The organism is Weissella paramesenteroides, assembly GCF_036327715.1.
GTDB lineage: Bacteria > Bacillota > Bacilli > Lactobacillales > Lactobacillaceae > Weissella > Weissella paramesenteroides.
In genome coordinates, this window is the sequence record NZ_CP130559.1 from 1,700,637 (window position 1) to 1,718,962 (window position 18,326).

Consider the following 18,326-nt stretch of genomic DNA (forward strand, 5'->3'; position numbering starts at 1 on the left):
CTTTGATATTGATTGCATCACATTTAAAGGCCATCAATCTATCAAATAAAAATGAATAGATTGATGACCTTAAACAGTTATCGTCGTTATTTTATTGTTCAATCATTACAACTTAAATCCATCAGTCATTTCCAACTTGATTGGTGCATGATCCTGACGAGCACCAGTATCAATAACTGATAATTCGCTCACTTGATCAGCAAGTCGATTCGAGGTCAAATAGTAATCAATCCGCCAGCCAGAATTATTGATCTTTGAGGTCTTTGAAATTTGCGCCCACCAAGTATAAACACCTGCCTGATCCGGATGCAGATAGCGGAATGTATCCGTAAATCCTGCATCTAGTAGCTGACTGAAGTGTTCACGTTCTTCATTAGTAAAGCCTGCCTTCTTGTGATTAGATTTTGGATTCTTCAAGTCAATTTCTTGATGAGCAACATTAAAGTCACCAGAAAAGATAACTGGTTTCGTGGCGTCTAATGTTTGCACATAGGTACGATAGGCATCATCCCACGCTTGACGATCCTCTAAGCGTGCTAATCCACTACCCGAATTTGGGGTATAAACGGTTGAAACATAATTATTTTCAAACTCCAGTGTGATGATGCGACCTTCGATATCCATTTCACCAGGTGCTCCGATTTCAGGCATTGTCACACTAATTGGCTCATGACGAGTCAACATCATCGTTCCGGAATAACCTGAACGTCCAGTGCTCATTCTTAAATAACGGTAGTAATTAGGAAATAATTCATCCAAGGCTGTTTCCTGTTTCTTAGTCAAGCCAGTTGCCTTTAGTTTTGTCTCTTGAATAGCTAACACATCTGGCTTTTCTAAGGCAATCTGTTGTAAGACTTCCCAGGTCATTTCACCACGCACTGACTTATGTTCGACAGCTGCATTGATACTATCAATATTCCATGATATAAACTTCATTTTGCCACCGTTCCTCTTTGAAAAATCATTTTTATTCATTATAACAAAAAACAACCGCAGACTGATGGCAGTATACTATCTCATGTGATGTTCAGAAAATCAAATATCTCCCTAAACACTGATACTATGCGGAGCAAGGAATCATTGCTTGCTCTTTTTTTGAATAGGCAATAATAATAATAAGTAAACAACGGAGGAGCAATTATGAAATTTGGTGATCATTTAAAGCAAGCACGACTAGATAGAGGCATTACCCAAAAACAGGTTGCCGACGATTTCTATGTCACACGACAAACTATTTCTAGTTGGGAAAATGAGACAACATATCCCGACATAACAAATCTCATTCAACTCAGCAATTATTATCATATCTCATTAGATGAATTACTAAAGGAGGATTCAGGAATGAAAGAATATTTAGAAAAAAAGACGATAACAAACAGCCTTAAGCCCATCTATCGCAGTCTCATATTAGCCTGTCTATTTTTATCGTTTCTCTTAGTTTGCAATCTCTTTAATTTCGTCCAACTAGGCATCTTTTTTACACCAATATTATTAGCTTTATTTTTTATTATACTTGCCTTGAACGATTTAAATACTTTTAACCGTTCTCAATCACTTCATTTAAGATATACTTGGCAAAAGTATTTATCTGGAGACAAAGGATTAAAATATGTTTTCATCCTGCCAACTTTTTGCATAATTTTAGGTATCATCCTTTCTTTGAAAATAAAATCCATAGGTATCACTGTCATAATAGTTGGTATAGCACTTACACTCGCCATTCTTATTAGAAAATATCATGATTAAAAATTAATGTTAACGAGAGCGAGACAAAAAAACGGCTGGTGAATCTGATACTAATTCAATCAGATTCACCAGCCGTTTTAACAAGCTTTTATCATTAATGATTAAAATTGGTCATGCAACAATTGTTCAATCTCACTCAAACGTGGTTGACGAGGATTTCCTGGTGTTGTCTGATCATTATAGATAAGATCCATCAATCCTGATAGTTCACGATCAAAATCTTCTTTCTTCACGCCATTACCAGAAAGCGTTAGATCCATATTCAACTTTGCAGCTAAATCTTCAATCTTATTAATCAAAGCTTGCACTAGCTCCGCATCATTATTACCAGCCAAGCCAAGGTGACGAGCAATATCGGCATAGTCTTTTTGTGCAGTGTATGTCTCATAACGTGGGAATGGTGTCCGCTTAACGTTACCAGTCACACCGTTAAACTTAATGACATGTGTCATAGCAATTGAAATTGCCAATCCGTGAGGTAGGCCGAAAGCACCACCAGTTTTGTGGGCAATCGCATGATTTAGTCCCAAGAAAGCATTTCCAAATGACATACCAGCTAACGTTGAAGCATAGTGCATCTTTGAACGCGCAAGCTCACCTTCCTTTGTTGGATTCTTCGCATCATACTTATATGATTCTTCTAGATAATCAAAAATCAACTTGATTGCCTGCAAAGCCCATGGACGCGTAAACTCTGAAGACATTACTGAGACATATGACTCTAGGGCATGTGACAAAGCATCCATACCTGAATAAGCAACTGTACGACTAGGTACCGTCATGACAAATTCTGGATCAACAATCGCTACTTGTGGTGTTAATTCGTAATCTGCCAATGGATACTTAACATGTGTTTCGTCATCGGTAATAACCGCAAATGGTGTGACTTCAGAACCAGTACCTGAGGTTGTTGGAATCGCAACCATCTGAGTAAGACGTTGGTGCTCAAACTTTACAATACGCTTACGAATATCCATAAACTTTTGCGCTAATTCTTGGAACAAGTTTTTCAGTGCTTCATCATCGTACAAGATGTCTGGATTTGTTGCTGAATACTCATACAAGAACCGTGCAATCTTACCAGCATCAAGCGCTGAACCACCACCAAGCAAAACCACCGTGTCTGGCTTAAAATCAGCCATTTGGCGCGCAATTTCAATTGCTTGTGAAATCGTTGGATCTGGACTTACTGAACCATAGAATGATGTTTTTACTTGATCATCACGAAGTGCAAATTGGTCCAAAATCTTATCCACAAAACCAAACTTGACCATACCTGGATCGGCCACGATAAATGCACGATCAACATCTGGTAGTTCTTGCAAATACGTAATCGCATTTGTTTCGTAGTAAATATCCTTTGGTAAACGAACCCACTGTGGACGGTTACGACGACGAGCGACTGTCTTAACATTTAATAGATCATAAGTTGATAGATTATGCGACAATGAATTCTTCCCCCAAGTACCTGTTCCAAGCGTTAGTGATGGTCGCAAAGCATCTGTATAAATGTCCCCAACACCACCAATTGAATCGGGTTGGTTGACCAAAATACGTGATGCTTCGACTCTATCTGCATATTCCTTAACAAACGGATCATCTTGTGCCCCAATTTGAATTGCCGCATTGTGACCAGCCCCCTGGTAGTTCAATAATGCGCGCACAATTTCAACAGCTTCATCACGATCCTGTGCCTTATAAATTGACAATAAGGGACTTAACTTCTCAGATGAAAGTGGTTCCCCGATATGACGCTTTTCAAGCTCAAACAATAGCACGTCTTTATCCTGTGGTAATTTTAGCCCAGCCTGCTCAGCAATCCAGCGGCCAGAACGCCCAGCAACCGGTCCAGTTACCCCATAACCATCACCAGTTGGTTTGAACACAAAGTCAGAAATCTTTTGATAATCTTTCTTTGGTGTCAAATAAGCGCCTTGTTCTTGAAGTTTTTGTAGCATTTCATCATAGATTGATGCATCAATGACCACTGAGTTCTCTGATGCACAAATCATCCCATTATCGAAACGCTTTGATAACAGTAAGTCAGAAACCGCACGATCAACATTAGCTGTTTTATCAACATATACGGCACCATTTCCAGCACCAACACCCATTGATGGGTTTCCAGAATGCAATGCTGCATTAACCATTGATGGACCTCCAGTTGCTAAAATTGATGCAATTTTCGGGTTCTTAATCAATGCATTTGTCGCATCAATTGATGGCGTTTCAATCCATTGAATGAAGTTCTTAGGTGCACCTGCTGCAACCGCTGCATCGTAAACGATTTTGGCAGCATGGGCAGAAGACCGTTGTGCTTGTGGATGGAATGCAAAAACAATCACATTGCGGGTTTTTGCTGTTAACATTGACTTAAAAATTGTCGTTGATGTTGGGTTTGTCGTTGGCACAATACCTGCCAAAATACCAAGTGGTGCGACTAGTTCAACTTTTCCACTTACCTTATCTTCTGAAATAACACCAACTGTTTTATCATTTTTAATTGCATTATAAACAGATTCTGATGCAAAACGGTTTTTAGTATCCTTATCTTCAATAACACCACGTCCCGTTTCATCATAAGCTTCGTGAGCAAGTAGTAAAGCATTTTCAGAACCAGCTAAGGCCATAGCTGCGACAATTTTATCAACTTGCTCTTGCGTGTAAGTTTCAAATTTTTGTAAAGCAACTGCTGCCTGATCAACTAACTTATTAGTCATTTCTTCGGCAGCTGCATAGTGCGCTGCCTTTTCTTCAGGTGTCAGTATCTTCTTTTTTTTAGTCGTAGTAGTCATTGTATCTACCTCTCAAATTGTTTAAATTCATTAACTTTGCTCATCTTTTAACAATGTTAATTATAGCAAATACACAACTCCTGTCAACTATATAAATTGTGTTTTATCAAGCTTTCACGTTAGTTTTCATTATTTTTCACAAATTCTACATCCGTTAAAATTGTCGAGATTGCTCATTTATTAACAAATGAAGCGCTTACATATTTTGCTGGATTTTATTTTTTAAGCAAGCAAAATATTTTTAAAAAATACACATTTTTAATAGTTAAAAATAATGAGGTTGAAACAAAAAATGTTCCAACCTCATTTTACTAAAATTGTATAAATTATAAGCTTGTAATAAGTTAATTCGTTGCAAGTCTTGTTTTTCCAAGTAGTACTGAACTAATAACGACTGATAGCGAACTGAGCGCCATTGCAATACCAGCAATTTCCGGACTCAAAATAAATCCAAAACCGTAAAACACGCCCGCGGCAACTGGAATTCCCAGCACATTATAAACAAATGCCCAGAAAAGATTCAATTTAATCCTACCAAAAGTTTTCTTACTTAAAGCCAAAGCGGTGTCGACATCACGTAAATCATTTTTAACTAGCACAATACCACCGGCATCAATTGCGATATCAGTTCCTGATCCCATCGCAATCCCAACATCTGCAGTAGTTAACGCTGGGGCATCGTTGATACCGTCCCCAACAAAAGCAACTGTACTATTTTTTTGTAGTGCATGAATTTTATCCGCTTTTTCTGCTGGTAATACTTCAGCAATCACCTCATCAATACCAACTTCATCCGCAATCGCCTGTGCAACTTGTTTATTATCACCAGTCAGCATAATTGTCTTTAAGCCCCGTGACTTCAAGGCTGCAATCGCTTTTGCAGAAGTTTCTTTTGGTGTATCCTGAATCGCAATCAAGCCAATAACTTGTTTTTGTTGGCCAACCAACACAACTGTTTTAGCTTCCTTTTGCAATTGTTTCATCCGCAGCTTTAATTCATCAGTAATTGATGCATCATCTAATAAGCGATTATTACCAACAAACGCTCGCTGGTTATCAATCGTTGCTTGCACGCCTTTTCCAGATACTGCTTGAAAATCTTTAACTGATGCCAAATCTATTTGTTGTTTCTTAGACTCTGCTAGGATAGCTAGTGCCAATGGGTGTTCTGAACCAGCTTCTAATCGAGCTGCCAAGGACAGAACTTGTTTTTTATCACCAACAATATCGGTTACTTCAGGTTTTCCAACCGTAATTGTACCCGTCTTATCAAAAACAACGGTGTCTACATCATTAACTTTTTCGAGCACCTCGCCATTTTTGATTAATATGCCCATTTTGGCACCACGGCCCGTCCCGACCATCAAGGCAGTCGGCGTTGCCAAACCAAGCGCACATGGGCAGGCAATCACGACAACTGAAACTGCAAAAATTAGTGAATGTGAAACATCATGGCCGATGAAGACATACCAAATCAAGAAAGTTAAGATTGCCACAATCAAAACAACTGGTACGAAGATATCTGATACACGATCGGTTAATTTTTGAATAGGTGCATGACTAGATTGTGCCTTTTTAACTAGGGTCACAATTTGGGCAAGCATGGTTTGGTCCCCCACCTTTTCGGCACGAAAAACAAATGTTCCTGTCATATTCATTGTTGAACCGATAACTTCATCTCCAGTTTGTCTAGTAACTGGCATACTTTCACCAGTTACCATCGATTCATCAATAGTTGATGTACCATCGACTATTTTTCCATCAACGGCTATTTTTTGACCTGGTCGCACTCGAATTAAATCATTAGCGACCACTTCATTCAGTGGTAATCGAATAAATTTACCATCACGCTTTACTTCAGCATCTTTTGCTTGTAGATCCATCAATTTTTCAATCGCTGAAGAAGCGTTATCGCGCATTCTTTCTTCAAATACTTGTCCAAGCAAGACAAAAGTAATCACAAAAGCCGCGCTCTCAAAAAAGACAGCTTTCCCCGTAAACATCGCATAAATACTATATACATAAGCAGTTCCCGTTCCAACTGCAATTAATGTATCCATGTTCGAGTGATGTTTTTGAAAAGAAGACCAAGCGCTAGATAAAAACGGACGTGCTGAAATCAACATAATGACCGATGTTAAAATTAACATTGTCACCTCACCACCTGGCAACATCCAATGTGTGAACGGCATGACAATCATTGCAACTAGCATTGGCAGCGACAATATCAATGATATCCAAAACCGTGTGGTAATTTTCATGAAATCACCTACTTTACCACGACTTTACCATGGAACATATCCATACCACAGCTAAAATCAAATTCACCAGCTTCTTCAGTGTTAACGGTGACAGTTCTAGGTGCATCAATTGGTAAATTCTCTTCAAAGCCAAGTTCTTTTGAATGAACCACATCTAAACATCCCTGCGGACTCGTACGCGTGAAGGTAATTTCTGCTGGCACACCTTGTTTTAAATTGACTACTTCTGGATCATAACCACCTGCGACTGTTACATTTACTTTTTGTAGTTCACTCATTTTTTCTCCTTTATTGTTATTTAATAATAACTTTGCCATGGAACATATCCATACCACATGCCCAACCATATTCACCTGGTTTACTTGTATCAATCGTAATCGTTTCTTCTTGATTTTGTGGTAAAGCTTGATTGATGCCAAAATCAGGGAAAACAACATGATCTAAGCAACTCGATGGATCAGTTCTCGTAAAATGTAATTTAGCTGGCACGCCTTGTTTCAAAACAACTTGTTCTGGTGAGTATCCTCCCTTAACAAGAATATCAACATCTTGTTGATCTGATGCAATAGCTGCCGTTTCAGTCACTGCTTCATGTTTGCCAAAGAACCACCAAACAATAAAACCAATAATACAAATACCAATAAGCAACACAATTATTCTTGCCATATGATATAACCCGCCTTTCTAAGCCATCACAGAATCATTCTCGCATTGTTCACAACTCATCGGTACAATACAATCACAAGCCACCGTCTCCGGAGCTGTTTGCAATTTCTCCGCTAAAATTTTTTGTAATTCCTTAATATCGCTTTGACTTAATGTTGTATTGGCCACCAATTTTGCCAGGGTACGTCCTTTTTTCATACGACACAAACGACTAAAAACCTCTGTTGTCATTTGATCCATCGCATCATCCTCACCAATCAATGGTTGATAAATAAATTTTCGTCCTTCTTTACGTGTTGTTAGAACTTCTTTTTGCACCAAACGACGTAATAAAGTTTTAATTGTTGATTCAGTCCAATCTTTTTTACCATGAATTACCATTATGATGTCACTACTGCTAGCTTCATGTAAAGTCCAAACGACACGCATTAACTCCCACTCAGCAGTCGACATCTCTTTTGCCTGCGCCATGGTCTCACCTCTCTTTTTCGTCTACATTTGTAACTGTAATCAGTATAACCCTTTTCGTTGACGTTTGTAAACAAAAAAGGGCTGGAACATTTTCTTTTGTTCCAACCCTATCTTTTGTGCTAAAAATGGCGCAAATCACGTGTCACACCGGCTTCAAAACGTGTCTCGCTCCCCCTTTTTATTACCAAATCATCGTCCGATTGCTTGGTTCACGATACATACCATCATCAGGTTTTACATCAAAGGTCCCATAAAAATCATCAAAATTTGAAACAATCACGTTAGTACGTGCTTTGTTGGGTGCGTGCACATCAACGGCGGCAAAAAACTTCATTAATTCTGGTCGTGCCTTCATGCGCCAAATCGTTGCCCAGCTTTCAAAAAATTCTTTCGCCGAAAAATCTGCTTCTCGTTTTGCTGCCGCCAACGCAGCAGCAAAGCCACCTAAGTCAGCCACATTCTCCGAAACTGTTAGTTTACCATTTACCTTTGCACCATATGAATCCAAACCATCAAATTGGGCAATAATTTTTTGCGTGCGTTCCTTAAAGGCCGCATAATCTTCGTCAGTCCACCAATTATTTAAGCTACCATGTTCATCAAATGAAGCACCATTAGTATCAAATGCATGCGAAATCTCGTGAGCAATAACTGCACCAATCCCACCATAATTTGCAGAAGCTGATTGCTCTAAACTGTAAAATGGTGCCTGCAAAATAGCTGCTGGGAACACGATTTGATTTTGCTGTGGATCATAATACGCATTGACCATATGTGCTGGCATATGCCACTCATCACGGTCCACTGGTTGATGCCACTTTGCCCATGTACGCGCAACACTTTGTTGTGTAAACTTTTGCATTGCTTCAAACAAGGTTGCTCCATCATCGACTATTTTATCCTGATAGTAATCAGGTAGTTTCTCTGGATAGCCAATGTGTGGCTTAATCGCATTCAACTTAACAACCGCTTGATCTCGCGTTGCTTGTTGTAACCAAGTCGCCTGCTGTAAACGCTCTTTATAAACGTCAATCATCGTCGCCACTTTGTCCTCAACATCAGCTTTGGCTGCTGCGGAAAACTTTTTATGTGCATACCACAAACCTAATGCCTGATTAAATGGTCCTTCAGCTAGATAATAAGCTGATTTTTGACGATTCTTTGCTTCCGGTGTACCTGATAATGCACGGCTATAGGCACCACCTAGGATACGAACTTCGTCAGACAAGTAACCTGTATAACCGTTGGCAATACCAACAATTAAGGTCGCTTGCAAAAGTGGCCATGCTTCTTCAGAAAAGAATTGATCAGCCGCGTGCCAGAATCGTTCTTCTGGTACAACAACCATGTCAGGTTTCTCACCAATCATTGCTGTCACGATATCGTCTAATGGCAATGCAGGCGCTAAAGCTGTGAAATCTGCCCATTTATAAGGCTTATATAATTTAACATACTCTGAAGATTCTTCTTGACTCAACACGACCTTGGCAACACGTGCATCAAAAACAATCGCTTTATCTAGTAAGTCCTTAATTTCATCAGAACTAAAGCCAAATTTAGGTAATAATTGTTCTTGAGATTCACGCCATTGCTTTAATAAATCTGCACCTTGTGGATGCCCAGGTTCATAGTAAGTTGTGTCTGGCAAAATCGTCCCTAAAGCGTCAGCCCACAAGACGTATGTTTGGGCGTCTTTGAAATCAGGTGCAATACCTAATGGTAAAGCATTTGACAAACCTTCTTTTTCTAAAGAAACGATATTTTGAGCAAAATCAGCAAATGATTTAAATTGCTGATACCGTTCAATAATTGGTCGAACTGGATCCGTACCTAGTTGATTACGTGTTTGCCAATCTGCAGCCAGACGATGATACTTGATAAAGTTTTGTAACACCTGATCATCTGGTACATCGTCCCCAGCTAGCCATTTATCAGTTGTCGCTAACATTAATTCTTCAATTTCATCAGCTAAGTCAATAAAGCCACCTGTCCGTGACTTATCATTTGGAATCACAGCTTGTGCGATCCATTCCTCATTGATTGCTTCATAAAAATCATCTTGTCGACGTGTCCCCATTGTTTCACCTCAAATTTTAATTTTTCTTATAGACTAAGATAACACAATTTACTATCTTAGAACATCTGCCATTTTTATTTTCAATAAAGGAGCAATAAAAAAGCCGCATACGGTGCTATAGATTACAGTCACACGTATCCGACATTAAAAATATTATTGCGCTTGTTGCCATTTACTAATTTGGTTTACTATATCAACCTTTAATTGCTTCTTAGCATCGCTCGTTACTTGCTTAACAACATCATTCTTCAGCTTATTCTGACTCTCCGTATCATTAACGAAATCTTTATCCGTTTTCACTTTTTCAGCAACACGTTTATCAATTTCGTCACGTACCTTATCAGAAATTTTTGATTCATTTGTGTCAATTAATTTTTGTAAATCGTCAACTTTATCATTAGGTACAACATACCAACCCTCAGGTAACGTCAATTTATAGGTTGTGCCACCTTGTTCAAGAGTTTTTTGTCCCAAAAGTAAGAAACGACGCCACGTTGAGTTAGCTTGATAAGTCATTACCGTTGTTTTTAACGTCGCGTCCTTACCAGCAACCACTTTCGTTTTGGCTTGTTGTGTCAATGTTTGATACGTTTTGTCATTTGTTTTGTATGTATAACGCAAGCGACCGTTACTACCTTTTTCTGTTGTAACTAAATTAAACCCATCAATCACAACTGCAGGCTGAATTTTTTGTGTCTTTGTAAATGGCACTTCCGCCATCAAGAAGTGACGTTGTTGTGCTCGTTGCAATCCCAACCCCATAAAAATAGCCAATAAAAGTCCAAGCGTAATCGGCACCCATCGGACTTGATGGTGAACGACCCCTTGGATGGCTGCATAAGCTAACAGCACAATTCCTAACACAAATAAGACAATCATTAACTTTCTCCTTAAAAACATATTCAACCATTAAAAATTATACCAAAAAAAGCTCATAACCGCCAAAGATTAGCGATTATGAGCTTTTATTTTATCGATTCAATCCTGAATCTGATTAGTCGATTACTTGTTTAAAGCAGTCCACTTCCAGTCAGTAAACTCTTCGATATCGCGTCCCTCGTTACGAGTAACATCGAAGTGCTTTGCCAAGATAGCATCCATCTTCTCATCAAAGGCCTTTGCTTCATCAGCATTGATTACGCCCTTGTCAGCCAAGATGTTTGCAGCTTCCTTAGCTTGGTGGAAACGATCCAACTCTGAGTATACACGCATATCGTAAGTCGTTGTGATGTCACCATCTTCACGGTAACCGTGAACGTGTGCACCTAAGTGTTGACGCTCGTAGAAGATTGACTCAATCAAGTCTTCGAATCCGTGGAAGCCAAACATAACTGGTGTTCCTGATTCACCGAACAATGCAGTAAACTTGTCATCTGACAAGGCACGTTCGTGGTTCATCTTACCATTCTTGTTTAGCAAACGGTGCAATTCAACAACGTTGACATAACGCATCTTAACTGCTGGGAATGCCTCGTTGATCAAGTGCAATGCAGCAAGAACTTCGATTGTTGGCTCAACACCAGCTGATGCAAAGACGATATCAGCATCTTCACCTTCAGCAACAGTTGAAGCCCAGTCAATGACCTTAACACCTTCAGTAGCCAACTCTTCAGCTTCAGCAACTGAGAACCATTGTTGACGTGGTTGCTTTGAAGCAACGATGTGGTTGATCTTGTGACGTTCAGTAAATGCACGACCAAAGACAGCCAACAAAGTGTTACCATCAGCTGGCAAGTACTGACGGATAAAGTCAGCCTTCTTCTCAGCCAAGTGTGACAAGATACCTGGATCTTGGTGAGTGTAACCGTTGTGGTCTTGTTGGAAAGCAGTTGAAGTTGAAATCAAGTTCAATGATGGGTAATCATTACGCCATGATTGTTCTGAAGCATGACGCAACCACTTGAAGTGTTGTGTAATCATTGAATCAACAACACGTAGGAATGATTCGTATGATGCGAAGACACCAACACGACCAGTCAATGTATATGCTTCTAGCCAACCTTCAGCTTGGTGCTCTGACAATTGTGCATCCAAGATACGACCTTCATGAGCTTCGTGTTGGTCGTTAGGTTCCTTAACCTCTTCCATCCACTGACGGTCAGTAATCTTGAACATCTCCCACAAACGATTTGACATCGTCTCATCAGGTCCGAAGATACGGAATGATGTTGGGTTCAACTTTGAAACTGCAGCAAAGTAAGTTGACAACACGTTCATATCCATGTTGCGGTTACCATCTGGTAATTCAGTTCCACGGTTGTCAGCAGTCACTTCGTTAGTAAAGTCTTTCCAGTTTGGCAATGCCAAATCAGTAGGTTCTTCACCACGACGACGACCACCATTGGCAACTGGGTTAGCAGCCATACGCTTGTCACCCTTTGGTGCCATTTCAGCAACTTCTGCCTTCAATGAACCATCAGTGTTAAACAATTCGGCTGGCTTGTATGAGTTCAACCATTCTTCGAATTCAGGCAAAGTGTCCAACTTTTGTTGTGCCAAAGGAAGTGGCACTTGGTGGGCACGGAATGAGTTTTCAATTGGCTCACCAGCAGCGTTATGAGTTGGTCCACCCCAACCCTTTGGCAAGCGAGCAATGATAACTGGCCATGCAGCAACTTCACCATCAATATAGCGACCCTCTTCACGGGCAGCCTTTTGAATAGCTTGAATGTCTTCGATAGCTTGGTCGAATACCTTAGCAGCCAATTCGTGGTATGCCATGTAATCGTGGATATCATCATTTTCGATGAAACGTGGTGAATATCCCAAACCTTCAAAGAACTTAGTAATCTCTTCATCACTCATACGTGAGAAGATAGTTGGGTTTGAAATCTTAAATCCATTTAAGTCCAAGATTGGCAATACAGCACCGTCGTTCTTAGGGTTCAAGAACTTGATTGAGTGCCATGCAGTCATTGAAGGACCAGTTTCGGCTTCCCCATCACCAACAACTGCGAAAGCAATTTGATCAGGGTTATCCAAAACAGCACCAGTTGCGTGTGATAGTGAGTAACCTAACTCACCACCTTCGTGCAATGAACCTGGTGTTTGTGCAGTCATGTGTGATCCAATTCCACCAGGGAATGAGAAACGCTTAAACAAACGGGCCATACCTTCAACATCTTGAGTGATCTCAGGATAATTTTCAGTATAAGTACCATCCAAGTATGAGTTCGTAACCATAACTTGGCCACCGTGACCAGGACCACCAATGTAGAACATGTTCAAATCGAACTTGTTGATCAAACGGTTAGCATGAGCATATAGGAAAGTTTGTCCTGAGATAGTTCCCCAGTGACCGATAGGCTTAACCTTAACGTCATCCGCTTGTAGTGGTGTGTTAGTTACTGAAAACAATGGGTTGCTCTTCAAAAAGATCATACCTGCTGAAAGGTAGTTGGTAGCACGCCACCAAGCATCAACCTTTTCTAGATATGCTTTTGAATCAAAATCTACTGCCATTTTGATTAGATCTCCTTTTTACTTTTGAGAAAGGTTTAATCGCAGAAGTTATCTCCTGGATTACAATTATTATAATAACAGATTTCCAAACCAGGTACAATAAAAAACTCCTAATTGGACCGTCCCAATTTGTGACATTGAATTTTTCGTTATTCACCATCTAAACTAACGAAACTATTGTAACGCATGTACTCGTAATGAACGCGCATTTGTCCAACTTCAAAGGGGGTACCATCATCTAAAAAGTACACACCAGACATCACGCCAACTGGTTCAGTCGGCTTTAAATTCAAATATTGCTGATCTTCTTCACTAGAAGGTTCTGCTGTGACAGTCATAAATGATTTGGTAACTGCTTTATTAGTTGTTTGCTCCGCATACTGAAACATTGAATGGGTCATATCCTCTGCCGTTAACATTGGTAATAGCTTCACTGGCACAACCGCATTTTCAATCATAAATACTTTATCCTGCAACGTACGCAAACGTTTAATACGATAAACTTCTTCATCTTGCTCTAAAAATAAGGCTTCACGGTCTTCATCATTTGCGATTTCTTTTTCAAAAACGAGCAATTTAATTGCTGGCGTTTCTCCTTTAAAACGAAACGAATCAGAGACACCTAAATTTTGACCAACCGCATGAAACATACCTTGATTTTTTAGATAGAGCGGATTAACAAAGGTTCCTGAACCACGCTTTTTGAAAATGATGCCTTGTTGCACCAACACCGTTAATGCTCTTTTGATCGAACTTCGTGAAACACCATATGAGCTAGCTAATGACCGCTCGTCTGGTAACTTTAGATCCGGGAATTCTTGCGCATTGATACGCCGGTTTAAATCATTGAGCACTTTTATATAGAGTACTTCCTTAGCCATTTTGAACCTCCTGTTCACTACAAGTTCTAATCATAACATAAAAGTGGTCCAACCAAAATAAGGTTGGACCACTTTTATAAATTTATTCGGCTTCACCGTGCACATGACGATCGTCAACAAAATCCTGACGGTTTCGTAACAAACTAGTCAACAACAAAGCGAGGATAACTAACCCTGTTGCTATCCAGAATGCAACGTGTATTCCATTCAAATCCGCTGATACTTGTGTATGACCTGCCTTTACACTAGCAGAGGTTAAGCCATACGCAGTAATCAGTGCGGCGGTACCAAACGATGCGGCAACTTGCCGGATCGTCGTATAGACAGCAGAACCATCTGGTACCATATTAATTGGTAATGAATTAAAGGCTTCTGTTTGAATAGGCATTGTCACCATCACAAGACCTAACTGACGAATCAATTGACCAAGGGCCGGTAACCATAATGGTGAATTCAATTGTAAGTTAGCCAAAATAATTGTTCCCAAAACAACAATTCCTAAGCCAATTGGTGCTAGGCGTCGGGCACCAAATTGGTCATACCATTTACCAGATGTTGGTGACAAAATAGCTGTGATCAATGCACCAGGTAATAGCACCAATCCTGAAATCAAAGCTGATTCACCACGTACCGTTTGCATATACAAAGGTAACATCAACGCACCACCATACAAGGCACACATTAAGACCACATTGATAATTGTGGCAATCGTAAAATTATGATACTTAAACACATTAAAGTTTAGCAATGGGTTTTTCGCATGCGTTTGTTGATAAACAAATAAAGTGGTTACCAAGATACCAACAACTAAAAAGCCCCATACGTTTGGGCTAGTCCATTGACCGTCCCCGGCATTTGAGAAACCATACAATAAGCTTCCTAACCCAACACTTGATAGTAAGACACCCAAAAAGTTAAAGCGTAAGAATTTCTGCGTACCAATATTCTTTAATAGGAAAAAGGCTAAAATCAAATCTAAAAAGATAAACGGTGCAATTCCCCAGAATAGCCACCGCCAAGAATGATTGGAAACAATAAATCCAGATAACGTTGGGCCAATTGTGGGTGCAAAATTTAATGCTAACCCAATGATTCCCATTGCCTCACCGCGACGGTTAGCTGCAAAAATATTCATTACCACAACGTTCATCAAAGGACCAAAAATACCAGCACCAGCCGCTTGCACCATACGTCCTAGAATTAATGTAAAATAAGTTGGGGCAAAGCCTGAAATCAGTGTCCCAATTGCAAAAACTAACAACGCACTCAGATATAGAGTTCGCGTTTTTAAACGTTGAATTAGAAAAGCAGTCAACGGCACCATAATACCATTCACTAACATGTACCCATTGGTCATCCATTGACCAAGTGCAGTGGAAATTTTAAAATCTGCCATAACTTGTGGCAATGCCGTATTCATTAATGTTTGATTTAAAAAGCCCAGAAAAACGCCCACCATTAATATTAACAGCACACCACGTTCCTTTTTTGATATCGTATTCACATCCACACTCCAATATTATTAAATTAGTAATCCTTCTGTTGCCACTCTAATTCAAACTGTGTCACAAATTCATGCATCAGTTTGTCTCTTTGCTCACCAATTCGCTTACCCTCATCAGTATTCAAATAATCTTTTAGCAAAAAAAGCTTTTCATAAAAATGATTCATGATTGTCTCACCATCTGCCTGACGATACTCAGCCTTTGTTTTGACCTGTCGTGGCTTAATATCTGGATTATACAATTCATGGCCATGTGCAACGCCATATTGAATCACGCGAGCAATCGCAATTGCCCCAATTGCGTCTAGACGATCTGCATCCTGGACAATTTGTCCAGCTAACGTCAACGGTACCGGGTTCCCAAACCGTTGTTTACTCCACGACATATTATCAATGATTGTAAAAATTTCTAGTTGTTGTGCTTGAGATACCCCAATTGTTGTTAACATATTAACAACCCGCAACTTCGCTCCATCGACATCATCAAACAATTTATCATCATAAGTATCATGCAATACAGCAGCAGCTTGTGCAATAAATGCATCAGCAGTTGGCTCCGTAGTTAGAATGTGTTGCGTCATGTTAAGTACCCGCAGAATATGGGTCATATCATGACCAGTTTGATCTGCAGTTAATACCTGTGCCGTAAAATCAGTAATCGCTGCTAATTGTTTGTCTACCTGTTCATCCATGAGAACCCTCCGTTAAAATCGTTAATCTAAAATTTTTGCTATGATTAGCATTAAAAGACTAATCCCCATATCAATCAACCAAACTGTCCCTAACCAATAACCAGCTGTTTCAACAATCAGCCACGGATCCGAAATAAAAAATCCCACAACTAACCCTATCAAAAGTAACAACAAGCTGTAATAAAGAACGCCATGCCAAACGTTCAACCAGTCTGCATGGCTAAGATTCATCGCTAAATTTAAATTAATTACAATAACTAGCCAAACTACCAAGCGCCACCATGGTACTTGACTAAAAATCTGCCAACCAACAGTTTGCACATGAAAAACTTGTGGCCAAAGTAACTGTGTTGTTATCCCAGTTAATAAGGTAATACCAATAATCGGTGCCAACCCAATAAAAAAATTTCCTAACTGTTGATACTTATTTTTTGGTTGCCATGAATGGGCAACATAACCTAATCGATTTTCTTGATCCGACTGAAACGGGTTAGTCAATAATACTAACCGATTAATTTTATGACCAAACAACAGTGCCATACCTGCGTGAGATAATTCATGAACCATTACCCCTAACCAACTAAATATTATTGGTGCATGATACCCAAATCGATTGACGAGATGTTGATTAGTTCGCATGGTAATTGCAGACAGACAATAGCTAGCAATCATCGGCAACAGTAAAAAAATAAGAAATAAATACAGCACCGTATGCCAAATAATTACGCCTGACATAGACTATTCAACCGTACGAATATCAGCAAATTTTGCATGTACAAATTGGGCTAAAGTCTCCGCATCGATACGAATCGAACGGCCAACTTCACCTGCTGAAATCGTAATCGTTCCAGCTTCCTTAGCACTATTGTCAAAATAAATTGGGAATTTCTTAGTTTGCCAAATCCCTACAGGATTATTCGCACCATGTATATAGCCTGTTGTCTTTTGCAAATCCTTAGTTGGAATCATGTTGACCTTTTTATTACCAGACACTGCTGCTAACTTTTTTTCATTTAAGTGGTTATCAACTGGCACAATACCAATTACTGGTCCAGTCACATTGCCATCCAACGCCAATGTCTTATAAATATCATGATCTGTCAGACCATAAGCATCTAACTCTGCTTGGTTACGATTCATCCCACCTGAAAAAACAATGGTTTCATAAGGAATATTGGCCTTATCTAAGATTTGTTCAACAAGAATTTTCTTAATGCGTGCTTTCTTTGCCATCTTGTATCTCCTTCATTCTCTATCCTTTTTAATATACGCCATTCTTTTCACTTAGAAAAGTAAACCCTACTTTAAAGAAACCAAAAAACTGGCACAAATAAATCTGTCCCAGTTTAACGCAAACTATTCAATTTTATCTAAGCGCATGGATGAGACTTGGCAATACCCATCCGATGAACCAACCAATCGGAAAAATCAACCACCAAAAGCGTGCTGCAAATTCCCAAAAATTTGTGATGGGTTGTCGTTCTTTACGCTTTTTATCATCTGAGTGATCTGTACTTGGTCGTGTCGTTTGATTTTTTGATTGTACCATCAGTGTTTCCTCTCTTTCTGATGCGTCAACATAGTCAAAGAGCTCATTAACTGTCACTGATAAAGCACTAGAAACAGCCTTTAATGTTTCCTCACTGACCTCCTGCCCTGCTTCCAATCTCTGAATTGTTCTAACAGTAACATGTGCTCGTTCAGCTAATGTTTCTTGTGTCCAACCTTTTTCTTTTCTTAACTTAACAACTTGTGTCTTATTCATAACCAT

The 18,326-nt window shown here is 39.5% G+C and carries 16 protein-coding genes; 1 reads left to right on the forward strand and 15 read right to left on the reverse strand.

The window, feature by feature from the left end:
* Positions 1-105: 105 nt before the first annotated feature.
* Positions 106-936, reverse strand: coding sequence for an exodeoxyribonuclease III (locus tag QRX23_RS08575; protein WP_330155299.1), 831 nt, complete (start codon positions 934-936; stop codon positions 106-108).
* A gap of 204 nt (positions 937-1,140) precedes the next feature.
* On the opposite strand from QRX23_RS08575, the gene QRX23_RS08580 reads away from it, so the two are divergent.
* A complete protein-coding gene (locus tag QRX23_RS08580; protein WP_330155300.1) occupies positions 1,141-1,746 on the forward strand; it encodes a helix-turn-helix domain-containing protein in 606 nt (201 codons plus the stop codon).
* A 101-nt stretch (positions 1,747-1,847) separates the two neighbouring features.
* Here the strand turns inward: QRX23_RS08580 and adhE are convergent, their stop codons facing one another.
* The 14 genes from adhE to QRX23_RS08650 form a co-directional block, all read right to left on the reverse strand.
* Complete coding sequence (adhE, locus tag QRX23_RS08585) at positions 1,848-4,541, reverse strand: bifunctional acetaldehyde-CoA/alcohol dehydrogenase (RefSeq protein WP_150191497.1); 2,694 nt, start codon at positions 4,539-4,541, stop codon at positions 1,848-1,850.
* A gap of 344 nt (positions 4,542-4,885) precedes the next feature.
* Positions 4,886-6,802 carry a copper-translocating P-type ATPase gene (locus QRX23_RS08590; RefSeq protein ID WP_330155301.1) on the reverse strand — a complete coding sequence of 639 codons (1,917 nt, stop codon included), beginning with the start codon at positions 6,800-6,802 and terminating at the stop codon, positions 4,886-4,888.
* Between the two features lie 8 nt (positions 6,803-6,810).
* Entirely contained in the window at positions 6,811-7,080 is a 270-nt protein-coding gene (locus QRX23_RS08595; protein ID WP_330155302.1) for a cupredoxin domain-containing protein, read from the reverse strand.
* 16 nt (positions 7,081-7,096) lie between these two features.
* A complete protein-coding gene (locus tag QRX23_RS08600) occupies positions 7,097-7,468 on the reverse strand; it encodes a cupredoxin domain-containing protein (protein WP_140836499.1) in 372 nt (123 codons plus the stop codon).
* An 18-nt stretch (positions 7,469-7,486) separates the two neighbouring features.
* The gene (locus QRX23_RS08605) at positions 7,487-7,939 is read right to left on the reverse strand and encodes a CopY/TcrY family copper transport repressor (RefSeq protein ID WP_330155303.1); all 453 of its coding nucleotides are present in this window, start codon (positions 7,937-7,939) and stop codon (positions 7,487-7,489) included.
* Positions 7,940-8,120: 181 nt separating this feature from the next.
* Positions 8,121-10,016 (reverse strand): M13-type metalloendopeptidase, encoded by a 1,896-nt coding sequence (locus QRX23_RS08610; RefSeq protein WP_330155304.1) that lies wholly within the window; start codon positions 10,014-10,016, stop codon positions 8,121-8,123.
* Positions 10,017-10,169: 153 nt separating this feature from the next.
* A complete protein-coding gene (locus QRX23_RS08615; protein WP_238335401.1) occupies positions 10,170-10,895 on the reverse strand; it encodes a DUF4811 domain-containing protein in 726 nt (241 codons plus the stop codon).
* Positions 10,896-11,018: 123 nt separating this feature from the next.
* Positions 11,019-13,478, reverse strand: a complete 2,460-nt coding sequence (locus tag QRX23_RS08620) for a phosphoketolase family protein (RefSeq protein WP_140836504.1) — start codon at positions 13,476-13,478, stop codon at positions 11,019-11,021.
* Positions 13,479-13,627: 149 nt separating this feature from the next.
* The gene (locus QRX23_RS08625) at positions 13,628-14,359 is read right to left on the reverse strand and encodes a GntR family transcriptional regulator (protein WP_140836505.1); all 732 of its coding nucleotides are present in this window, start codon (positions 14,357-14,359) and stop codon (positions 13,628-13,630) included.
* Between the two features lie 82 nt (positions 14,360-14,441).
* A complete protein-coding gene (locus QRX23_RS08630) occupies positions 14,442-15,818 on the reverse strand; it encodes a DHA2 family efflux MFS transporter permease subunit (RefSeq protein ID WP_408068659.1) in 1,377 nt (458 codons plus the stop codon).
* A 68-nt stretch (positions 15,819-15,886) separates the two neighbouring features.
* Complete coding sequence (locus QRX23_RS08635) at positions 15,887-16,555, reverse strand: HD domain-containing protein (protein ID WP_330155306.1); 669 nt, start codon at positions 16,553-16,555, stop codon at positions 15,887-15,889.
* Between the two features lie 21 nt (positions 16,556-16,576).
* Complete coding sequence (locus QRX23_RS08640; RefSeq protein WP_330155307.1) at positions 16,577-17,194, reverse strand: hypothetical protein; 618 nt, start codon at positions 17,192-17,194, stop codon at positions 16,577-16,579.
* Positions 17,195-17,293: 99 nt separating this feature from the next.
* Positions 17,294-17,788 carry an aminoacyl-tRNA deacylase gene (locus tag QRX23_RS08645; protein ID WP_251940919.1) on the reverse strand — a complete coding sequence of 165 codons (495 nt, stop codon included), beginning with the start codon at positions 17,786-17,788 and terminating at the stop codon, positions 17,294-17,296.
* Between the two features lie 133 nt (positions 17,789-17,921).
* The gene (locus QRX23_RS08650; RefSeq protein ID WP_330155308.1) at positions 17,922-18,320 is read right to left on the reverse strand and encodes a helix-turn-helix domain-containing protein; all 399 of its coding nucleotides are present in this window, start codon (positions 18,318-18,320) and stop codon (positions 17,922-17,924) included.
* Positions 18,321-18,326: the final 6 nt, after the last annotated feature.

What these genes read in the sequence shown, in the direction of transcription:
- QRX23_RS08575 (WP_330155299.1), bottom strand. Translation starts at nt 936, where the DNA reads ATGAAGTTTATATCATGGAATATTGATAGTATCAATGCAGCTGTCGAA.
- QRX23_RS08580 (WP_330155300.1), top strand. Translation starts at nt 1,141, where the DNA reads ATGAAATTTGGTGATCATTTAAAGCAAGCACGACTAGATAGAGGCATT.
- adhE (WP_150191497.1), bottom strand. Translation starts at nt 4,541, where the DNA reads ATGACTACTACGACTAAAAAAAAGAAGATACTGACACCTGAAGAAAAG.
- QRX23_RS08590 (WP_330155301.1), bottom strand. Translation starts at nt 6,802, where the DNA reads ATGAAAATTACCACACGGTTTTGGATATCATTGATATTGTCGCTGCCA.
- QRX23_RS08595 (WP_330155302.1), bottom strand. Translation starts at nt 7,080, where the DNA reads ATGAGTGAACTACAAAAAGTAAATGTAACAGTCGCAGGTGGTTATGAT.
- QRX23_RS08600 (WP_140836499.1), bottom strand. Translation starts at nt 7,468, where the DNA reads ATGGCAAGAATAATTGTGTTGCTTATTGGTATTTGTATTATTGGTTTT.
- QRX23_RS08605 (WP_330155303.1), bottom strand. Translation starts at nt 7,939, where the DNA reads ATGGCGCAGGCAAAAGAGATGTCGACTGCTGAGTGGGAGTTAATGCGT.
- QRX23_RS08610 (WP_330155304.1), bottom strand. Translation starts at nt 10,016, where the DNA reads ATGGGGACACGTCGACAAGATGATTTTTATGAAGCAATCAATGAGGAA.
- QRX23_RS08615 (WP_238335401.1), bottom strand. Translation starts at nt 10,895, where the DNA reads ATGATTGTCTTATTTGTGTTAGGAATTGTGCTGTTAGCTTATGCAGCC.
- QRX23_RS08620 (WP_140836504.1), bottom strand. Translation starts at nt 13,478, where the DNA reads ATGGCAGTAGATTTTGATTCAAAAGCATATCTAGAAAAGGTTGATGCT.
- QRX23_RS08625 (WP_140836505.1), bottom strand. Translation starts at nt 14,359, where the DNA reads ATGGCTAAGGAAGTACTCTATATAAAAGTGCTCAATGATTTAAACCGG.
- QRX23_RS08630 (WP_408068659.1), bottom strand. Translation starts at nt 15,818, where the DNA reads ATGGTGGGCGTTTTTCTGGGCTTTTTAAATCAAACATTAATGAATACG.
- QRX23_RS08635 (WP_330155306.1), bottom strand. Translation starts at nt 16,555, where the DNA reads ATGGATGAACAGGTAGACAAACAATTAGCAGCGATTACTGATTTTACG.
- QRX23_RS08640 (WP_330155307.1), bottom strand. Translation starts at nt 17,194, where the DNA reads ATGCGAACTAATCAACATCTCGTCAATCGATTTGGGTATCATGCACCA.
- QRX23_RS08645 (WP_251940919.1), bottom strand. Translation starts at nt 17,788, where the DNA reads ATGGCAAAGAAAGCACGCATTAAGAAAATTCTTGTTGAACAAATCTTA.
- QRX23_RS08650 (WP_330155308.1), bottom strand. Translation starts at nt 18,320, where the DNA reads ATGAATAAGACACAAGTTGTTAAGTTAAGAAAAGAAAAAGGTTGGACA.